The sequence below is a fragment of the Rhizobium sp. NZLR8 genome (assembly GCF_019685025.1).
Classification (GTDB): Bacteria; Pseudomonadota; Alphaproteobacteria; order Rhizobiales; family Rhizobiaceae; genus Rhizobium.
The window spans coordinates 478,059-497,842 of record NZ_JABDVY010000002.1; the positions used below are offsets into that span (position 1 = coordinate 478,059).

The following is a 19,784-nucleotide window of genomic DNA, read 5'->3' on the forward strand; positions in this document are numbered from 1 at the left end:
GATGAACGCCGGTTTCGGCGCCGAATGGAGTGGCTTTCAAGACGTCAAACGCCGAAGACGTCTTCTGCCGGCCGAACCGCCATCGGCGCCTCTCGGCTTTTCCCAGGTCAGTTCAAAGCCATGTGCGTTTGAGGATGGAAGAAATGAAGTTTCGCCGGGTCGATTGCCAGATTGATCGATTGGCCCGTCTCGACCGCGCTGACAGCTTCGAAGCGAGCGACGGCGTTGGCGGCGCCGCTCAAGTCTTCGACGGCGTCGGGGTCGCCCGAGTCGATCCGGACCGCGTCGATCTTCAAATGCACGATCAACTCCGAGCCAAGCTCCTCGATCGACTTCACGACAACCGGGATCGTCGGATAGGACGCCCCGGACGGCAACTGGCTGTCGTAGAGATCCTCGGGCCGGACGCCAAAGATCAGGGCTTTTCCCTCGAAAGCGGAAAGGCCGGGAGCCCGCTCAAACGTGCCGTCGGACAGGGGGATGGAGAAGCCCGGCAGATGGATCCGCATGCCCTCCAGACGCCCTTCGAATAGGTTCATCGAGGGCGACCCGATGAAGCCTGCGACAAACGCATTGACCGGGCGGTGATACAAAGCCTTGGGCGTGTCCACCTGCTGTAGCACGCCGCCCTTCAGCACCGCGACGCGATCGCCCATGGTCAAGGCTTCGGTCTGGTCGTGCGTCACGTAAATCGTCGTGACGCCCAGCTGTTTCTGCAGGCTTGCGATCTCCGCGCGCATTTGAACACGCAGCTTGGCATCGAGGTTGGAAAGCGGTTCGTCCATGAGGAATGCCGCGGGCTCGCGGACCATGGCGCGGCCCATCGCAACACGCTGGCGCTGGCCGCCGGAAAGCTGTGCGGGCTTGTTGCCCAGCAAGCTTTCCAGCTGCAAGGTCTTGGCAATCTCATGCACGCGCTTGGTTCGCTCGACCTTGGTCTTTCCGGCCAGCTTCATCGAAAAGGCGATGTTGTCGAACACCGTCATGTGCGGATAAAGCGCATAACTCTGGAAGACCATGGCAATGTCCCGGTCCTTGGGGGCGAGATCGACGACGTCCTGACCGCCGATGCTCAAGGTTCCACTGCTGATTTCCTCAAGCCCGGCAATCATGCGGAGCGCGGTCGATTTTCCGCATCCGGATGGACCGACCAGGATCAGAAACTCGCCATCATGGATCGTCAGGCTCAGATCCTTGATCGCATGGTAGCTGTTTCCATAGGTCTTGCAGATTTTGTCCAGTACAACCACAGCCACGTCTCATCCTCCCATATCAGTCCGGATCACGTCTTCAAACGGCGCTCCCACCGTCTCCGATGCTTTCGACAAGAAGGCTCAGGCATGAGCTTAAAAGTCAACAAAAGAATCAATGTCAAAGCGCCATGCGTTATCGACTATTTACTATATCTATTTGAATTTGTTAATGTTTAATCCGATAACAATGGGTTTTTTGCGAAACAATATTTTTTAACGCGCGTAATTTTTAAGGTCGGCACGGTAGCTATTGGAGGATCTTTCAACCCCTTACAATCAGCCGTGCGACTCCCCCGGGCAGTGGACGACGTCGGCACGCACTACCTCGCGCTAATCGTGATATCGCGGAATCGGGCGCGGCACGGGTGCATTTTCCGCCGCCATCCATGTCAGGCATGTTCGATTGTCTGGCAGGCCTCTGCGCCCTCCCCGTGCGGTCACGGAAATGGCGGCAGCCGTCGTGGCATAGGCAACGCAATCAAGCGGGCTCTTACCCTCAGCAAGCGCAAGAGCGTAGGCACCGTGAAAACAATCGCCGGCACCGGTCGTGTCGACCGCCTGAACCTGATAGGCCGGCAAATGCCACCGGGTGGCGTCGCCTTTCTGGCGCAGGTTGCTCCCTCGTTCGCCATCGGTCAGGACAACAGCGGACCGATCCGTTGACCAAAGCTTCTCCAGGATGATCGCTGGATCATCCTCACCGGTGTACTCTCTAGCGAAAGCGAGCGGCAGCACCAGATGGTCGGCGAAGGCGAGGATTCGATCCGTCGCGGCACCGACCGTCCATTCGATATCGGCTATCACGGCTAGGCCAAGCGCCCGCGCCCGCGCCACAACACTTTCCGAGTGCGTCGCGTAACCATCGATCAGCAGGACCGGGGCCTGCATCAAAACATTGTCGGGCAGCGCGTCCGACGTGCCGTGCAGCACATCGTCGTCATAGGCTATGAACCGGTCGCCGTCAGGACCGACCGTGATCACCGAGCGGATCGGCGCGGCAGCGGCATGGCGTGGCGCCAGGGATATGTCGACGCCCTCGCGCTCGAGCTCGGCACCGGCCGGATCGGCCGCAGGCTCATCGCCGAGCCATCCGATGAAGCCGGCGCGCCCGCCAAGCCGGGCGATGGCGACAAGAGCCGTCGCCACGTTGCCGCCATGGTCCGCAGTCCGCTTCGTCACCTTCCCCTTGCCAGCCGAAAGCCCCCGATCGACATAGATGATGTCATCGACTGCCAGGGCGCCGAAGCCCAGAACCTGGAGCGAGCGCGACATGTCTCAAGCCCTGGCAGCCGCCAGTGCCTCCTCTGGCGCCATCCCCTTGTGAATGACGAGCTTGAAGGCGCGCGCCGCCATGGTCGTATCGCCGTGCCCCCAGAGGTTGCGGCCGACGACTGCCCCCTTGGCGCCAGCGCGCAACGCTTCCGAGGTCTGGACGAGCGCTCCAAGCAGCGTATCGGTCTTCGGGCCGCCGGCGATCACGACCGGGATCGGGCAGGTCGCGACGGTTTCTCGGAAGGACTCGAAATCTCCGGTGTAACCGACCTTGATCACGTCGACGCCGGCTTCGAAACCGATACGAACCGCATAAGCAATTTCATCCGGGGTAAACACGATCTTGCCGCCATCGGAAAAATCCCGGGGATAGACGTGGGCGACGACCGGCATCTCGTAGCGGGCGGCGGCGTTGACCGTGTCGGTGAGCCAGCGGATGTACTCTCCTTCGGTGGCGCCGCGCACTGGAATGGCGACCGCCAGGGCGTCGGCGCCATAGCGCACAGCGTCTTCCGGGGTCGCAATGAGCTGGCGAATCCGGTCGTCGGCGGTGAAGCAGCCACCCTGAATGACGAGGGCTGCCTTCCCGGCGTATTCCGACCAAAGGTGCCGCGCCGCGCCAGGCTGGATGCTGATGTAGTCGGGGCCTCCCGCCATGACGCGTTTGAGCGCGCCCGGCAGATCGGCAAGCCCGCCCTCACGAACATTGCCATAACCGACAAAATGATCGACCGCGCCTCCAAACAAATGACCCGATGGGTTCGAGAACAGGCGTGCGAGGCGGATTTTGGTTCCGAGACCCATGGCGATACTTCCTTTAAGATTGCTGGCTTTACGATTGCTGGCTTTGCGATTGACGGCTTCGTTGCTGGAAAAACCCTAACTCGAAAACAAACAAATGTTCAATATTTCGAATTCTTTCGTTTCCACGCGGCAAGAAAATTTTTAACGTGCTTTTTTCACTCCAAGGAGCTATTTCTGCAGCAGAAGCCGTACAAACACGCGGCTGGCTTTCGTTTTTCAAAAGTCGCTTTATCGCAACGGCGCGCGCGGCAGTCGGGATCGCATATGCTTGCAGAACAGAGGCGGCAGCAGATCATGCTGGAACTTCAACGGGTCGGCCAGGCTCGCACCCGCCAGCTCGCGGAATTCTTCGAGGTCTCGGAAGTCACGATCCGCTCCGACCTCGAGATCATGGATGCAAAGAAGCAGTTGATCAAAACCCATGGTGGGGCAATCGCTTTGCCGTCCGACTCGCCGGCCGCAGCCTTCGAGGAACGCATGCAGCGTAATTTCGATGCGAAGCGGCGCATCGCCCAGATGGCCGCGCGGCAGATCATCGACAACCAGTCGATCGTCTTCGACAGCGGTTCGACGTTGCTGCAGGTGGCCATGCAGATGCCCCAGGTCAACAACGTCGTGGTCGCGACGACGGCGATGAACATCGCGCAGCACCTGATGTACCGGCCGGGACTTGACGTGCACATGATCGGCGGCCGGGTGTTTCCCAGCACCGTCAGCACGATCGTATCGGACTCCGATAAGGCGGTCGGCGGTCTCGTCGCCCACCAGGCCTTTGTCAGCGCTCACGCGATCGATCAGGCCTTCGACGTCGTCGATGTCTCAGAAGATATTGCGCGGACCAAGCGCAACCTGGTTCGCATGGCCCGGCGTGTCGTACTTGTGGCGGATTCGAGCAAATTTGACATCGGCGCCTCCTCCAAAGCCTTCTCGCTGTCGCGCGTCGATCTGATCATCACGGACAGCAACATGCCGCACAGCATTCGCCACCGATTGGACAAGCTCGGCGTGGAGGTGCGCTACGCGTGACCGGCAGCCAGCCTCGCCAATTCAGCCGCGAGCCGGGAGAGGCATTGTCGCGCGCGGAAGATTTTCGTCGACCCCAAGGGAAACGAGGCGCGTTAGAACCCCAGCTGTCGAAGCGTCTCGCGGTTCACGCGAACGGCCGCCGCCGGATCGGTTCCGGCATGGTCCGATTCTTCCTCCACCACGATCCAGCCGGTGAACTCCGGCGCATCCCGAACGGCCGAGATCACGGCGGGCACGTCGCAGACGCCTTCGCCGAGCATCGCCCAGATCCCGCCGGCGTCGACATCCTTCAGATGCACGTAGCGGATACGGTCCCGGTAGGCCGAAAGCGTTTCGTCGATCTGCTGGCCGCCCCGCAGAATATGGCCGGTGTCCGGCACCCAACCCACCCGTGGATCGAGGAGAACAAACAGGCGGTCATAATCGTTCCGGGTGAAGAGAAGCGTATTGTGGTGCGAGGAAGGGTGGACAGCAACGGCGACACCGGCCGACCGTCCGATCTCGGTCGCGCGATTGTAGCACTCCGCTGCGATGGCGAATTTCTCATCGCGCGGGCCATCCGAAACGACGGTGGCCGATCCCATCGACACCATCGCACCGGGAAAGTTCGCCACGAAATCCACCCAGCGCCGCGCCGTCTCCAGATCGGAAGCGATTTTTTCCGCCACCGTGAAGCCGCTGGCGGAGCCGAAGGCAAAGGAAACCAGCGTCAAACCGGCGTTTGTCAAAGTACGGGCAAAGTCGGCAGGCTTAAGCACGTAGTGACCGATCATCGTGTCGGTGATTTCGAGACCGGCATATCCGCCATCGGCGATGGCGCGCACCAGATCATCCGGCCCCCCGCCCCAACCCTTGCCCAGCATCTCCCAGGTGAATGTCTGGCAGCCGATTTTCAGCGCAGCATTGTTCATAATTTGGTCCTGACCTATTCGTTGGTGACAGCCGATATCGAAGCCGGCGCCTTCGCGGAGGCGATCATCGAGGCACTTGGTGTCCGCATTGCCGAAACGCATTCTTCAACAAGAGGGCCGAGACCCTCTTCATCGGGGAGTTGCGACGCCTCCCAACGTCTTGTCATTTCGTAGGGGAAAATGTTAGCGTGCGTCAACATAATTTATATCTCGCGCGTCAAACATAGCATTCCTCAACTCTGTGAGCACGCAACGGCAAGGTCAGGTCTAGATGGAAGGGACCAATGAAATGAAACTCAAGATCGGCGTTGTGGGATGCGGCAACATTTCGCTCGCCTATATGCGCAATGCGCCGCTGTTTCGCGGCGTCGAGATCACCGCCTGTGCCGATCTCAATGCAGACGCCGCCAAGCGCCGCGCCGCTGAGTTCAACCTGCGGGCGGCCGACGTCGATGCCCTCATTGACGATAAGAACATCGACCTGATCCTCAACTTGACGATCCCGGCTGCCCATTTCGACGTCTCGATGCGGGCGTTGTCGGCGGGCAAACATGTCTTTACCGAGAAGCCGCTCGGCGTCACGGCCGCAGAAGGACGCCGATTGGTGGATGCGGCCGCCGAAAAGGGCCTCATGCTCGGTTCGGCGCCGGACACCTTCCTCGGGGCAGCCGGACGTCATGCCCGGCGGCAGATGGAAGCCGGCGCCATCGGCAAGCTGGTGACGGGGACAGCCTTCATGATGGGCCGCGGCATGGAGCACTGGCATCCGGACCCCAGCTTTTACTATCAGGCCGGCGCCGGCCCGGTCATGGATATGGGCCCCTACTATCTCACGATGATGGTCAATCTGATGGGGCCGATCCGACGTGTGCAGGCCGTTGCCACAAGCGGGCAGGAAGAGCGGCTCATCACCGCCGAAGGGCCGAAGCAGGGCACCAGGTTCAAAGTGGGAACACCGACCAGCGTGCTTTCGCTGCTGGAATTTGATTGCGGGGCCACAGTCACCTTCGGCACCTCCTGGGACGTCTTCCGCCACTCCAACCACCCCATTGAGCTGCACGGCACCGAAGGATCGCTACGCCTGCCCGACCCTGATAATTTCAGCGGCCGTGTCGCGCTCTCCAGTCGTGGCGCGCCCTGGCAGGAAACCGATACATCAGGCGAACTCTTCGGTGCGGCCAATTGGCCGATCGCAGCACCGGACCGCGCCAACTATCGCATGCTTGGTCTTGCCGATCTTGCCCGCGCCATCATCGAAGGCCGTACGCCGCGCGCTTCAGGCGATCTCGCGCTGCATGTGCTAGATGTCATGGAAGCAACCCTCCGGGCAGGTGAAACCGGTGTCGCGCAGACCATTCCAGGTACTGTTGCCCAGCCAAGGGAATTGCGGGAAGACGAAGCACGGAGCCTGCTTGCATGACACAACTGGATGAATCCGCAAAACGCGCACTTGCGTGGCCGGGCGATCCGCAGGAGCCTGTGGAAAGCTGCACGCCGGCGCTGGCGCGGCAACAATATCTGGACGGTTTCGCAGACATCCAGTGGCCGCTCGAGGATGTGGCCGAGATACTGGAAAGGCATGCCGGCGCCATCCGGCTGAAGATATGGCGCGGCCGCACAACGCCGCGCGAGCGGGCTCCCGCCTTGCTTTATATCCATGGTGGCGGCTTTGTGATCGGCGCGCCGGAAACCCATGAGGACATTTGCCGGACGCTTGCCAATATCGCTGGCGCCGTCGTGGTTTCGCCCGACTACCGCCTCGCCCCGGAACATCCCTTTCCGGCGGCGATCGAAGACTGCGCAGCCGCGCTCGTCTGGATGACGGATCAGGCTGCTGCACTCGGCATCGATCCGGCGCGAATTGTCGTTGGCGGCGACAGCGCCGGCGGAAATCTCGCCGCCGTCATCGCTCTGCTGGCACGCGACGGACAGGTGCCGGCTGTCATCGGTCAGGTGCTGATCTATCCGGTGACCGACCAGTTGCAGGCAACCGACAGCTACTTGCGTTACGATGAGGGTTTCGGCCTGACGTCAGCGGCGATGCGATGGTTCCGGGACCACTATCTGCCGGACCCTGCTAGCCGGTCCGACTGGCGGGCCTCGCCGCTTCGCGCCGCGTCACTGGCGGGCGTGGCGCCCGCCGTCGTGATCCTTGCCGGCCACGACGTGCTGTTTGACGAAGGGGCCCTCTATACCGAGCGGCTGAGCTCCGAAGCCCAGGCCACAAGCCACACCTGGCCTGGACAGATCCATGGCTTCGTCTCGAAGCGCCGGGCCATTCCGGAGGCGCAAGAGGCTCTTGAAGCCATTGCAACGGCATGGCGCACCATGGACCCGGCGCTCACGCGTTGAGCCCGCCTCAAGCCGAGTCGCGCATCACCAGTGTTGCTTCCAGGATGACCCTCTTTATCGAAGGGGTCGTCCCCTCGTCCTCGCTTTCGATATGAGACAGCAAAAGCTCCACGGATTTCGCTGCGATCTCCGGCGCGTTCTGGGCCATCGTCGTCAGCGACGGACAGGTATATCGGCTCAGCGGATGATCGTCGTGCCCGGCGATGCGCACGTCGCAACCGTCGTTGCGCCCGATTTTCAGGCCGGAAGCGAATGCGGCCGCCATGGCGCCGAAAGCGAAGCGGTCGTTGGCGCAGAGCAGTGTTTTGCCGGGCAGGCCGCCACGCGCAAGAATTCTCTGCATCTGCTCGTATCCGAGACGCTCGAACTCCCAGGACGGTGGTGCGTCACAATCGATGACCAGCGGTGAATGCCCTTCCCTTGCCATGGTCGCGCGGTAGCTCGCCTGCCGCTCGCCGGCGTTTTCCGTCAGATGCGGAATTTCCAGGAATATCGGCGGCTCACCGGACCGGCAGAGATATTGCACGATGGCTGCCATGCTTTGTGCGTTGTCGTTGCCGACATAAGGAAGGTCGCCGCTGGCCGGATTGTCGAAGCAGACGACGGGGATTGCGTCCTTCAGTCTTTCCAGCGCGGAGCGGCGCAAGCCGGCTCCGAGCGGCGCCACGATCGCACCTGCAACCTTCAGCGAGAGCAATGTCCGCACCGCCTCGGCCTCCAGCTCCGGCCGCGTGTGCGAAGAGATCTGGACCGGCCAGAAGCCTTTTTCGCGCAACTCCAGCTCGATCAGCGACACGACCTGCACATAAAAGGGATCCGACATGGTCGGGACCAGGATCCCGATATTTCTGGTCCGCTTGCGATTGAGGTGCCGCGCGAAAAGGTTCGGCTCGAAATTCGACTTCTTGAGGGCCGCCTCGATACGCTTGCGGGTCACCTCCTTGATCTGCGAGGGATCATCGAAATATTTCGACAGCGTCGGACGCGATACGCCGGAGGCGGTCGCGAAATCGTCCATCGATTTATAACTTTTCTTGGCCATTCAGTTCCTTATCGGCGGGACGAGGCGCCGGATCAAAATGATTTCGCATCAACGGCAAATCCACTGACGCGCCAAATCACGCATGGGGCAATTTGTACAGAGCGTTTTTGGCGCCCGGAATTGCAGACTCGGCTCCCTTTCGAAAACCGAAATATTCCCTCCACCTGCGATTTGCGGCGGCTGCGCCTCGTGGCTGCAAAAACGCTTGTTTCAGGCCGCAAATCGGAAAATTTCGCAGTGAAGATGACGCACTTCCCATGTTTCGTCTTGTTGAGCAAACTTTCATTTGTTTACGAAAGTAAAGAAAAAATGAGTCACAAGCAACACAAATGCTTGAAAAAAGAATTGATTCCAACGGTAGATTTTATCCTGTCTTGTCAGTTACTTATCCTGTTATTCGCCGCCAACGCAGGTCTCTCATCCTTTCTCGATCGCAGTTCTTCGTTGACAGATAGGTGCCTCAGGGAACCTACTTTGTCTACGGTCTTGAGGAGGATCGATTAACTGAAATCTATGGGAGGCACAGATGAATATTAGAAAATTCAGCATGACGATGCGGGCTGCCGTGGCTGTATGGGCGCTTTGCGCCACATCGGCATTTGCCGACACCACCATCGAATTTATTCAATGGTGGGAACCGGAAATGCCGTCCGGGGCCCTGCGCGGCATCATGAACGATTTTGAGGCGGCAAACCCCGGCATCAAGGTGACGCTGGTTAGCGGCCCCTATGCCACGACGCGTGACCAGATCGTCGTCGGCGCCGCCTCCGGAACCCTCAGCGACGTCGTCGGCCTGGATGGCGCCTGGGTCAACGGGCTCGCCAAGCAGGGCGCGATCGCCTCCATGGACGAACTGATGGAGAAGGCGAAATACGACAAGAGCCAGATCACCGATATCGTCAAGGTCGATGGCAAGAGCGTGATGTTCCCGCTGGCTTCCTTCGTCTACCCGGTCTTCGTCAACCTGGATATCGCCAAGGCGTCTGGCGTCGACAAATTGCCGACCACGCGCACGGAATTCGCCGAAGCCGCCAAGAAGATGACCGACGGCTCGAAGAACCAGTATGGTTGGGTTCTGCCGCTATCGCTGCAGTCCCCGAGCGGAATCCAGAATGACGTGATGTCCTGGGTCTGGGCCTCCGGCGCCTCGATGATGAAGGACGGCAAGCCCGATCTTGAAAATGACGCCGTCGTCGGCACGCTCGACTATCTTGCTTCCCTCAACAAGGAAGGCGTTATTTCTCCCGGCATTTTCGCCAAGAAGGAACAGGACAAGGTCGAGGAATTCGTCAATGGCCGCGTCGGCATGATGGTCGATTCCCTCGCACATGTGAACCTTATCCGCGAGCGCAATCCGAAGCTCAAGTTCGGCATCTCGGCCCTGCCCGCAACCGACGGCTACACCGGCAAACGCGGCATGCCCTATGCGTCCTGGGGCATCGGCATCAGCGACGGCAGCAAGCACAAGGAAGAAGCCTGGAAGCTTGTGGAATATCTGATGAGCCCCGACGTCAATGGCCGTCTGGTCTCGATTGCCAACGCCTTCCCCGGCAACGTCCATGCCAAACCGGACTTCGTGGCATCGGACCCGATCTTCGCGGAAGCTTTTAAAATCTTCCAGAGCGGCTATCCTGCCAACGAATTCGTCGGCCTTCCGGTAGCCGAAGAGCTGATGCGGGACATGAACGTCGAAGTTCAAAAGATGTTCGACGGCGGCCAGTCGGCCAAGGATGCGGCTGCCAATACCGAGAAGGTCTGGCTCGCGAAGTTCTAATGCATGTCGCCCGGAAGTGCGCGGCGGTTCCGGGATAACGACATGCATAAAACAAAGGACTAAAGCACGTCGCTTTCACGAGATCACCGGCAGAGCGACCTGGCGCTGCCGGTGAAAGTCGTCAAATCTTCGCATAATGGGAAGTCACAGCTCATGAATCATTCCGCTCCGGCTCTGGTCGCTGCGCAAGTCAAAGCGCGAAGGAAAGGAAGACTTCGTTACAGCACCTTGAGGAAGCTGGTGCCGTATTTCTACGTGTCGCCGGCCACCCTGCTGCTGGTTCTGCTGATGCTGTTCCCCATGGTGATGGTCTTCAAATATTCATTGATGGACGGCGCCATCATGAAAAAGGACGCTGCGTTCGCAGGGGTCCAGAATTACCTGACCATCTTCGAAAATCCGGTGTTCTGGCAGTCGGTCGCCCAGACGATGTATTTCACGATCATGAGCGTCGTCTTCCACTTCATCATCGGCTTGGCTTTCGCGCTGCTGTTGAACACCAACCGCGTCGATCCGCTTATTCGGAGCGTCCTGCGTGTGCTCTTCATCCTGCCCTGGCTGTTCACCGCCGTGATCATCGCCATCATCTGGCGTTTGCTGCTCGATCCGAACGGCGTCGTCAACAGCGTGCTGATGGCGCTCCACATCATCAATTTCAAGGTCGAGTGGTTTTCCTCGACCCGCACCGCCATTCACGCCTTGACCTTTGCAAACATCTGGGCGGGTTATCCGCTTTATATGGTCAGCCTGCTTGCCGGTCTCCAAGGCATTTCGAAGGAGCTTTACGAGGCAGCCGGGATCGATGGTGCCAACGAACTGGAAAAATTCTGGTACATTACCATCCCGCAACTGATGCCGATCATCATCAGCATCGCGCTTCTCGATTTTATCTGGACGATGCAGGTTTTTCCGCTCGTCTGGATGACGACGGGCGGCGGTCCGATCTATTCGACGGAAGTGCTATCCACCTTCACCTACAAGCTCGCCTTCTCCCAATATGAATTTTCGCTGGCTTCGGCGAGTGCAATGATCATCCTCATCATTTCGATGAGCGTCACCTACTTCTACATCAAACACCAGCAGCGAAGGTGACCGTCATGGCAAAGCGTTCCTTCAAGAACTCGGCACTGCCGACCATCCTGACCTATCTCGGACTGGCGATCGGCCTGGTCTTTTCGACCTTCCCGATCGTCTGGATGTTTTTCAGTTCACTGAAATCGAATACCGAAATCTTCGCTCTTCCGCCGCGGCTTTTGCCGAAGGATTTTACCCTGGCCGCCTATCTGACGATCTTCAACGATCCGGTGAAGGTGCGGTTCTTCATCAACAGCTACTTCGTCGCCGGCGTCGTCACCTGCCTCACCCTCGTCATCGCTATCCTGACTGCTTACGGCTTCAGCCGCTATTCCTTCCGCTTCAAGAATACCTTGAACATCTTCATCATCAGCACGCAGACCGTTCCGCCCATCACCCTTCTGATCCCCTATTTCGGAATGGTAGTCGCCTTCAGGATCTTCGACACATATCTGGCACTGATCCTCACCTATATGGTCTTTACACTGCCTTACGCAGTCCTGCTGATGACGGGCTATCTCAACACCTTACCGAAAGAGCTGGACGAGGCCGTTCTCGTCGATGGCGGTTCGAGCTGGACGGCACTTTGGCGCGTCATCGTGCCCGTCTCCATCCCCGGGATTGTTGCTACGGCGGTCTACACTTTTCTGCTGGCGTGGAATGAATTCCTCTTCGCACTGACGCTGACAAAATCGATGAATCTCAGAACCGTTCCGATCGGCATCCAGCTGCTGATGGGCCAGCATGCTTTCGAATGGAATGAAATGATGGCAATGAGCGTGCTCGGCTCCCTTCCCCTCCTGGTGCTTTACCTGGTTGCTCAACGCTACTTCCTGGCGGGCATGACCGCCGGTTCGGTCAAAAGCTGAGGGAGCGCAAACTCATACCGCGGGCGGATCGCTTTTTTAATCTACCTGCCCGCACGATTGCCGCTCGACGCCCCAACCGCGGAGGGCATCGCAGACCTCGGCTCTGGTTGGTGCACCGATGCGTCCGCCGAACACCTGGCATTTCAGCGCCGCCGCCATCGACGACAAGCGCATCGTCTCGGCGATCGGCACGCCTTCTGCGATCGCCAGAGCGAAAGCGCCATGGAAGATATCGCCTGCTGCGAGCGTATCGACGGCCCTCACCTTCGGAGCCGCCAGATGGAAAATCTCGCCGGTTTGGTCATCGAACCAGAAGGAGCCGTTTTCCCCTGATGTGACGCTGATGAAGGCCTGCTCGAACTTTCGCTTCAGGAGGCCAACGGCCTTCGCCGTCTCCGCAGTTCCGGTAAGGCGCTCGGCGGCCGGCTGTGAAAACACGATGTGACTGGCCGCCGGTGCAAGCATCTCGATTACGCCATCGCCCGCAACGTCGCCATCGAGAATGGCTGGCCTGCCGGCCTCTCTGGCTGCGAACAGCGTCCGCAGCGCAAGCTTCGGCCAGCGGACGTCGACGAGCACAGCATCGAAAGCAGACACGTCGTGTTTTGTCACCGGTTTGACCGTCTCGTGCAGCCCGGCATCGTAGAAGGGCACAATCAGCCGCTCGCCCTGATCATCGACAAGGATCGTCGAGACCGCCGAGCGGGCGCCTACCACACGAACCATACCGCTCGTATCTACTCCGCTATCGCTGAGCTCCGCAATGATGCGTTCGCCGGTGGCATCATCGCCAACCGCACCCCAGAGGTTGGCATTGCCACCCAGCCGGGCGACCGCAAAGGCCGCGCTCGACGCCATACCCTCGGCGATCTGCAGCATATCGTAGGGGAGAATTTTGCCCTGGCCGGTCGGCAACGAGCGCACACGAAACAGCGTGTCGAGCACCGCAGCGCCGACACATAAAACGCTGCGCGCCGGACCCGAGCGTGATGCCGAAAAGTGCGAGCGGTTTTCGGACGACATCATGCTCTAACTCTTTAATTTAGAATAGGATTCAGATTCTAGGCCGACCGGCCTAAAATCATCCTGGTCAAGCAGGCAGGCGAAAGCAGAAGAAGTCGCCAAAACCGTCGTCTCACCGGCTCACTTGACGGCTCCGGCCGTCAGCCCAGCCACGATCTGTCGTTGCGCAAACACCGTCAATATCAGCACGGGCAAAGTGACGATCAGCGCCGCCGCCGCAAGCGGCCCCCAACTGACCTGTTCGAACGAAAGCATGTTGTAGACCGCGACCGGCAGCGTGCGGGTCTCGCGACTGGCGAGCACGATACCGAAGACGAAGTTGTTCCAGGAGAAGATGACCGACAGGATGAAGGCGACGACAATGCCGGGTTTGGCGATCGGCAAAGCGACCAAGCGGAAAATCTGCCAGGGTGTGGCGCCATCGATGCTGGCGGCCTCTTCCAGTTCCATCGGCGTCGTCTCGAAATAACCGATCATGATCCATACGACGATCGGCACTGTGACGACGAGATGGATGATGATCTGCGGCAGGAGCGTGCCGAGCAGGTTCAGCCATTGGAAGAGCAGGAAGAGCGGAATCAGGAAGGAAAGGCCGGGCGTCATACGCGCGATCATGATGACCATCGCCGACTTCTCGGCCTTCAGGCGCGCGATGCCATATCCGGCCGGCACGCCGATCAGCAGTGCCAGAAGCGTGGCGGCACCTGTCACCACCACCGAATTCCACAGATACAGGAAGAAGTTGTTCTCCTCGAAGACCTTCAGATAGTTCGACCAAGCGAAACGCTCAGGAATGAAGATCGGCGGATAGGCACCGCTGTCGATTTCATATTTCAGCGACAGCGAGATCATCCAGAGGAAGAACAGGACGACCGGCGATATCATCACAAGGGCAACAAACAGCAGTCCGATACGATCGAGCGTTCTGCGCTTCATCAGCGTGCCTCCCCGTCAGACCAGTTCGCACGCTGCCGGAGCATCAAAAGGACGAAGGACAGCAGGACGATGAGGATGAAGAAGACAACTGCCATGGCCGAGCCATAGCCGATGTCGTAATAGGCGAAAGCTGTGTTGTAGAGATAGATATTGATCGTTTCCGACGCCGTGCCCGGCCCGCCCTGGGTCATGGCATAGATGATATCGAAACTTTTCACCGCATCGATGCTGCGGATGATCACCGCAATCATCAGGAAAGGCGCGATCATCGGCAGGGTTAGATAGCGGAATTTCTGCCAGACATTGGCTCCGTCGATTTCGGCGCTTTCATAGGGCTCGCGCGGAACCGCCGCCAGACCGCCGAGCACGATCAGCATGATAAGCGGCGTCCATTGCCATGTCTCGACCAGCACCAACGAAGGGATGACGCTGGTCTGATTATAGATCCACTCCTGAGGGCCGATGCCGATCAAGGATAGAAGATAATTGAGGACGCCGAGCTGCGGGTGGAACATCATGGTCCAGACGAGAGCGATGGCGACGGGCGTCGCCATCATCGGCATCACGAATATACCGCGCAGAAGACCGCGGAGCGGAAATTGCGTATCGAAAATCAACGCGGCGAGCGTCCCTAGAAAGAGCGGCGCCACCACCGAGAGCGTCGTGTAGAGCACCGTATGCCAGAGCGACTCCCAGAAGCGCATGTCCACGGCCAGGCGGGCGTAATTGTCCAGTCCTGCAAAGACCTGGGACTGGCCAAGCGTCCAGCTGTTGACGCTCATCCAAAGGGTAAACACCCATGGAAAAACGATGACGGCCGCAATGACGATCAGCGCCGGAATGACGAAGGGCCAGTAGTTGGGAGCAACGCGACCAGCGTTGCTCCTTCCCTTCGAGGCGGCCTTGGCCGCTGCGGCCGTTTCGATGCTTGCCGAGGCCATTATCCCTCGCTCTTCGCCAGGACGGGTTCGAACTGTGCCGTCGCGGCCTTGAGTTCGGTCTCTGGATCGCCGCCGCCGATCATGTTGGTAAGACCGACGCCATAGATGTCGCGGAACTCGGTGACCGGAATGATCACCGGCAGCGCGAGCTGCGAGATCTTGCCGGAACCCGCAACCGCATCAAGCCATGCGGCCGGCATCTTGACACCTTCGCGAACCTTGGCATCCGCAAGGATCGACTGGCGGAAAGGAACGCCGGCACCGGCCTGCAGCAGGCGTGCGCCCATGTCGTGGGAAATCGCCCATTGGCAGAAGAGGTAGGCTGCTTCCTTGTTCTTGCTTGCCGCAACGACACCAAGACCGTCGCCGAATGTGCCTGCGGCCTGTGCTTTCGGGCCTTTCGGCATCACACCGTAACCGACCTGGCCGACGACACGCGACTTTTCCGGATTCTCGATCGGCGGAGCAAAACCGACGCCGTCCAGCCACATGCCGATCTTGCCCTGCAGGAAGGCCGACTGCGCCTCGGCCCAGTTGAAGCCGGAGACGCCGGGAGGGGCGGTCTTGGTCATTAGTTTCTGGTAAAGCTTGGCTGCGTCGATCGCTTCTGGCGATGTCGTGCGCAGCTTGCCATCGGGGCCGAGCGGGCTCGAACCATAGCCGAGCAGCAGCGACGTCCAGACCGGCGTATTGGCGTTCTTCAGGCCGCGGGCGACGAAGCCGTAGGTATTGGTCGACGGATCGGTGAGTGCTTCGGCCGCACTTACCAGTTCTTCGAACGTCGTCGGATAGGACAGCCCCTTCTTCTCGAACAGCGCCTTGTTCCAGTAGATGATCCAGTAATCGACAGAGAACGGAAGCGAGCGCAGAACGCCGCCAGAATCCTTGGCGAAGGTCAGGCCGGCTTCGGCGAAATCGCTTTCCGTGAGCGACGGATCGGTCAGGGACGAATCCTTGAGAAAGCCGCTGATATCGGCAAGCCAGCCGCCCTTTTCAAATTGCCGCTTCTGCACATGGTAGCTCATGTGGACGACGTCGAAGCTCGGCTTGCCCGAGCTGAGCTCGATGGTCGTCTTCTGGCGCTGCTGTTGTTCGGGCGTCGCTTCGGCATTGACCTTGATGCCGGTGAGTTCCTCGAACTCGGACAGGTATTTGACGAGCGTCTCACTGCGCGGGCTCTTGACCAGGTTGACTTCGAGTGTCGTCCCGGCAAAGCGCTTCCAATCAACGGCAGCGGATGCCGACCGCATGCCGAGCATGCTGCTGGCTCCAAAAGCGGCGGTCCCCGCCAGAAAGCCGCGCCTCGTCGGATTCAAAAACGATGACATTTGATTGCTCCTCCTCTTGCCGGCGATCTCCTCACCCCCGGCTGCTTATTTTCCGATTATATCCTGAGCGCACGATCTCTTGCATGATTGATATGTGCGACAAGGCTGTTGACGGCGTCCTCCGCCGATCGTCGTTCGATCGCCTCGAGCACCTTCAGGTGCTCACCCATGACAGGTCCGACGTGACCGTCGATGCGAAAACGATCCTGACTGATCAGGCGCATCTTGATCGAGTTTACCCGGTAGGCGTTCGAAATGATGGTATTTCCCAAGGCATCGATAAAAGCGTCGTGCATGCCCCAATCGACGGCCTGCGCGTGCAGTTCCAATTCGTGCGATCCATCGCCGCCGCGAATGGCATCGGCGATATCGCGATGCTGCTTCAAAAGTCTGGCGACCGTCTCGTCAGATGCAGAGCGGGTGAAAAGCGCAACAGCTTCCTTCTCCAGGAAAACGCGCAGCTGGAACGCCTCGCGAATGAGATTAAGGTCGATATGGGCGATCTGTAAGCCGCGCTGAGGCACAGTCTTGATCAGCCCTTCGGCTTCCAGCCTCGGAATGAGCTCTCGGATGGCGCCAAGTGTCAGTCCTGTCAACTCGACGAGACGGCGCTGCGAAACGAACTGACCGGGGCGCACATCACGCGCAAGAAGGTGGCGCGTGAAGCTCTCATACGCCTTTTCCCGGAGTGTCGGCTGCTCGTCTGTGCCGTCCATCGCCTCTCCCAGAAACATCTTTGCCCTATGCCGCCTTCGAGCGGAAAAGACCATCGAAAGCGAGAGCGAGTTCCGCCTGCCCTTCCGCGGATATTGAAACGAGCGGCGGACGAACAGCAAGCCATATATCATCCGACGTCAGTTGCGCGACCATGACCTTTACGGCAGCCGTCACCGGAAATTTCAGCAGTTCGGCGACGAAGTCCTCGATGCGGGAATCATCCTTGCCTTCCTCCGCCATCAGCTTGACTTCGCGCGGTACGAAATTCGCCATGCCCGAGATTGCACCCTGGCCGCCAAGCCGCACGCCCTTCGCCAGATGACGTTCGTCCCCCACCAGGATGACGAGATCGCCATGCGCTTTCAACAGTGTTTCCGTAAAAGGCCAGTCGCCGGAGGAGTCCTTGACGCCTATGACGACATCGGGAAAGGCTGCCCGCAGCCGGCCGATCAGCGATACGGTCAGCGGAACCATGGTGACCGAGGGGATGTTGTAGACGATAATGTCTCGCGCCTTGACGCCGAGGGTGGCGAACACAGCCGAAAACCACTGGAACAGGCCGTCGTCACTGACGTTCTTGAAATAGGAAGGGGGAGCAAGCAGAATGTTGCGAACCCCCTTGGAAAGCGCACGACCTGCCTGCGACGCCGCATCCTCGGCGGCGTCGACCAGCACGCCGACGACGATTTTGCTCGCTTCTATCCCACTCTCGATCATGGAAGCCAGAACACGTTCACGTTCCTGCGTTCCGATGGACGAACCTTCACCCGTCGTTCCGAACAGCGTTACGCTCGAGCATCCGGCAGCGAGGCTTCGCTTTGCCTGCTCGATCATAACATCGATGGCGATATCGCCATTGTTGCCGAACGGCGTGGCGAGAGCGACTGACAGCCCAAATTTCTGGGTCAAATATGCTTCCTCCAATGATTGAGGCTAGACGTAGCAGAGTGACATGTTAGTTGTAAAGAGGTGATTGCATCCTCAATCGTTATGCGATTGCCGCTCCCGTTCCCTCATCCAACATGCCTTGCTGTTGCTCCGCTTGCCCGCACGAGCGCCATCAGCATCGGGCCGATTGCAAACTCGCCCCGCTCTGTCCTTCGGGTCAGATTCCTGAGATAACCCCCAGGAGAATTGATATGCCCTCCCTTCTCCAGGATGCAGGCAATCACCGTCGCGGCATTTTCCGGCCCCATGCCTAAGCAGGCTTCCTCATAGGCCGAGGGACTGACGCCGAGCATCGAGCGCACGATCACCGCCGCCGACATCAGATCTCGCCAGTTGCCGATGGCTCCGCCGGGACCATAGTCAAGGATTTGAGGGCAGGCTTGCAGAACGAGGCCGAGCGGGAAGGATTTCAGGCTCGGCGCGGCCACCGGATCGGCCGCGCCTCCCGCTCCGTTGCTCATCCTGCCGGAAAGCTTCGGCTGCTCCAGTCTTCGCTCGTCAGGCGGTCCGGCGTTCGGCTCATTATCGGCCACAGCGCTTTCGCCCTGCTTCGTGTCGAAGCTTGGTTCAAGTTCATAGTTGGAGTTGGGGTTTGAATTCTGTTTGTGACGCTCAATGTGAGACTCATTGGCGTCTGTTTTTTGTCTTTTTACATGCCTTTCCAGCAGGTTGACGGCTTCGTCACGCAAGAGGCCCATCTCGTCGAGCACAGAAGCCAGGCTTTCGACTGTCGCCACGCGCGGAATTCTCGCGACAAGTGCGCGAAACATCAGCGTCATCGTCTCCCAGTCGCCCGGAATCGCTTCGTCGAGCGCCACCGAAATCAGTTTGGAGATATCACGTCGGCAAACCGTCAGGCGCTCTCGGGTCGCTCTCAGCAGTTCCCGGTCGGCGACCGTCTGGGCGGCCAGGCTTTCGATCTCGGCCGCGCGTGCGAGCAGCGGCGCGATACTGAAGCCGAAGGCTTCGCCGATGGCCCCTGCCCCGTCGCGGCGGGCATAGCGCTTTCCATTCGGGCTGTCCTTGCGCAGGATCAGGCCGGACTCGACCAGAACCGCCAGATGCCGCCGCAGCGTCGCCGGCGTCATTCCGCGAGCGCGGAGCGAAAGCTGCGCATTCGACGGGAAGACGATCAGGCCCTTCTCCTCAGAGATTTCATCATCGGGGTAAAAGGTCAAAAGCGCGTCGAGCACCGTCAGCGCCCGATCGGTCACGCCGAGCGACGGCCGCGCCTCGCAGATTGCCCGAAACAGCTTCCACTTGCTGCGTTTCATTCCCGGCTCGATGGTCTCGGCCAGTTGCTGGCTTGCCAGCATGCCAAGTGACATCGGCCGCCGCCCAAAGGGCGTCGTCACATATCCACTCTCCATTTGCCTTCACCTTCGTTCAGGCAAAAGAAAACCATCCACCAATTTGGTGCCTAAGACGCTTGACTGTGATTCGTGGAAATGCGATTCTCGATGTGCTTAAGATCTGAGAAGGGCTTCCACGACGGCGTCGTTGGGGGCCTTTTT

At 59.5% G+C, this 19,784-nt stretch carries 18 protein-coding genes; 6 read left to right on the plus strand and 12 right to left on the minus strand.

The features are described 5' to 3' along the window. Positions 1–107: 107 nt before the first annotated feature. From HJB89_RS06330 to HJB89_RS06340, 3 genes are all read right to left on the minus strand, one after another. Positions 108–1,256 (minus strand): ABC transporter ATP-binding protein, encoded by a 1,149-nt coding sequence (locus HJB89_RS06330; protein ID WP_221115032.1) that lies wholly within the window; start codon positions 1,254–1,256, stop codon positions 108–110. A 327-nt stretch (positions 1,257–1,583) separates the two neighbouring features. Beyond that, positions 1,584–2,525, minus strand: coding sequence for a PfkB family carbohydrate kinase (locus HJB89_RS06335; protein WP_221149282.1), 942 nt, complete (start codon positions 2,523–2,525; stop codon positions 1,584–1,586). Positions 2,526–2,528: 3 nt separating this feature from the next. Continuing rightward, positions 2,529–3,329 (minus strand): class I fructose-bisphosphate aldolase, encoded by an 801-nt coding sequence (locus HJB89_RS06340; RefSeq protein ID WP_164007235.1) that lies wholly within the window; start codon positions 3,327–3,329, stop codon positions 2,529–2,531. A 264-nt stretch (positions 3,330–3,593) separates the two neighbouring features. Here HJB89_RS06340 and HJB89_RS06345 point away from each other — a divergent pair, with 264 nt between their 5' ends. Next, positions 3,594–4,355, plus strand: coding sequence for a DeoR/GlpR family DNA-binding transcription regulator (locus HJB89_RS06345; protein WP_207585168.1), 762 nt, complete (start codon positions 3,594–3,596; stop codon positions 4,353–4,355). 92 nt (positions 4,356–4,447) lie between these two features. On the opposite strand, the gene HJB89_RS06350 is transcribed toward HJB89_RS06345, so the two are convergent. After that, a complete protein-coding gene (locus HJB89_RS06350) occupies positions 4,448–5,266 on the minus strand; it encodes a sugar phosphate isomerase/epimerase (protein WP_207584788.1) in 819 nt (272 codons plus the stop codon). A gap of 271 nt (positions 5,267–5,537) precedes the next feature. Here HJB89_RS06350 and HJB89_RS06355 point away from each other — a divergent pair, with 271 nt between their 5' ends. Beyond that, positions 5,538–6,686: a Gfo/Idh/MocA family protein gene (locus HJB89_RS06355; RefSeq protein WP_207584787.1), complete on the plus strand. Its 1,149-nt coding sequence runs from the start codon at positions 5,538–5,540 to the stop codon at positions 6,684–6,686. Then, complete coding sequence (locus HJB89_RS06360) at positions 6,683–7,618, plus strand: alpha/beta hydrolase (protein ID WP_207584786.1); 936 nt, start codon at positions 6,683–6,685, stop codon at positions 7,616–7,618. The genes HJB89_RS06355 and HJB89_RS06360 overlap by 4 nt, the downstream gene beginning before the upstream one ends. A gap of 7 nt (positions 7,619–7,625) precedes the next feature. On the opposite strand, the gene HJB89_RS06365 is transcribed toward HJB89_RS06360, so the two are convergent. After that, complete coding sequence (locus HJB89_RS06365; RefSeq protein WP_207584785.1) at positions 7,626–8,660, minus strand: LacI family DNA-binding transcriptional regulator; 1,035 nt, start codon at positions 8,658–8,660, stop codon at positions 7,626–7,628. A gap of 526 nt (positions 8,661–9,186) precedes the next feature. Between HJB89_RS06365 and HJB89_RS06370 the strand changes: the two genes are divergently transcribed. The 3 genes from HJB89_RS06370 to HJB89_RS06380 all read left to right on the plus strand — a co-directional run bounded on the left by HJB89_RS06370 (position 9,187) and on the right by HJB89_RS06380 (position 12,377). Next, positions 9,187–10,434: a sugar ABC transporter substrate-binding protein gene (locus HJB89_RS06370; RefSeq protein WP_207584784.1), complete on the plus strand. Its 1,248-nt coding sequence runs from the start codon at positions 9,187–9,189 to the stop codon at positions 10,432–10,434. Positions 10,435–10,587: 153 nt separating this feature from the next. Next, a complete protein-coding gene (locus HJB89_RS06375; RefSeq protein ID WP_207584783.1) occupies positions 10,588–11,526 on the plus strand; it encodes a carbohydrate ABC transporter permease in 939 nt (312 codons plus the stop codon). Between the two features lie 5 nt (positions 11,527–11,531). Next, positions 11,532–12,377 carry a carbohydrate ABC transporter permease gene (locus tag HJB89_RS06380; RefSeq protein WP_207584782.1) on the plus strand — a complete coding sequence of 282 codons (846 nt, stop codon included), beginning with the start codon at positions 11,532–11,534 and terminating at the stop codon, positions 12,375–12,377. A gap of 36 nt (positions 12,378–12,413) precedes the next feature. On the opposite strand, the gene HJB89_RS06385 is transcribed toward HJB89_RS06380, so the two are convergent. The 7 genes from HJB89_RS06385 to repC all read right to left on the minus strand — a co-directional run bounded on the left by HJB89_RS06385 (position 12,414) and on the right by repC (position 19,640). Next, positions 12,414–13,400, minus strand: a complete 987-nt coding sequence (locus tag HJB89_RS06385; RefSeq protein ID WP_221115170.1) for a sugar kinase — start codon at positions 13,398–13,400, stop codon at positions 12,414–12,416. A gap of 120 nt (positions 13,401–13,520) precedes the next feature. Further along, positions 13,521–14,336 carry a carbohydrate ABC transporter permease gene (locus HJB89_RS06390; protein WP_221115034.1) on the minus strand — a complete coding sequence of 272 codons (816 nt, stop codon included), beginning with the start codon at positions 14,334–14,336 and terminating at the stop codon, positions 13,521–13,523. Continuing rightward, positions 14,336–15,277, minus strand: a complete 942-nt coding sequence (locus tag HJB89_RS06395) for a carbohydrate ABC transporter permease (protein ID WP_207584780.1) — start codon at positions 15,275–15,277, stop codon at positions 14,336–14,338. Before HJB89_RS06395 ends, HJB89_RS06390 begins: the two co-directional genes overlap by 1 nt. Then, entirely contained in the window at positions 15,277–16,605 is a 1,329-nt protein-coding gene (locus tag HJB89_RS06400) for an ABC transporter substrate-binding protein (RefSeq protein ID WP_221131437.1), read from the minus strand. The genes HJB89_RS06395 and HJB89_RS06400 overlap by 1 nt, the downstream gene beginning before the upstream one ends. A gap of 56 nt (positions 16,606–16,661) precedes the next feature. After that, the gene (locus HJB89_RS06405; protein WP_204330037.1) at positions 16,662–17,339 is read right to left on the minus strand and encodes a GntR family transcriptional regulator; all 678 of its coding nucleotides are present in this window, start codon (positions 17,337–17,339) and stop codon (positions 16,662–16,664) included. Positions 17,340–17,346: 7 nt separating this feature from the next. Next, a complete protein-coding gene (locus HJB89_RS06410) occupies positions 17,347–18,231 on the minus strand; it encodes a dihydrodipicolinate synthase family protein (RefSeq protein WP_221131438.1) in 885 nt (294 codons plus the stop codon). A 104-nt stretch (positions 18,232–18,335) separates the two neighbouring features. After that, a complete protein-coding gene (gene repC / locus HJB89_RS06415) occupies positions 18,336–19,640 on the minus strand; it encodes a plasmid replication protein RepC (RefSeq protein WP_221149284.1) in 1,305 nt (434 codons plus the stop codon). Positions 19,641–19,784 lie beyond the last annotated feature (144 nt).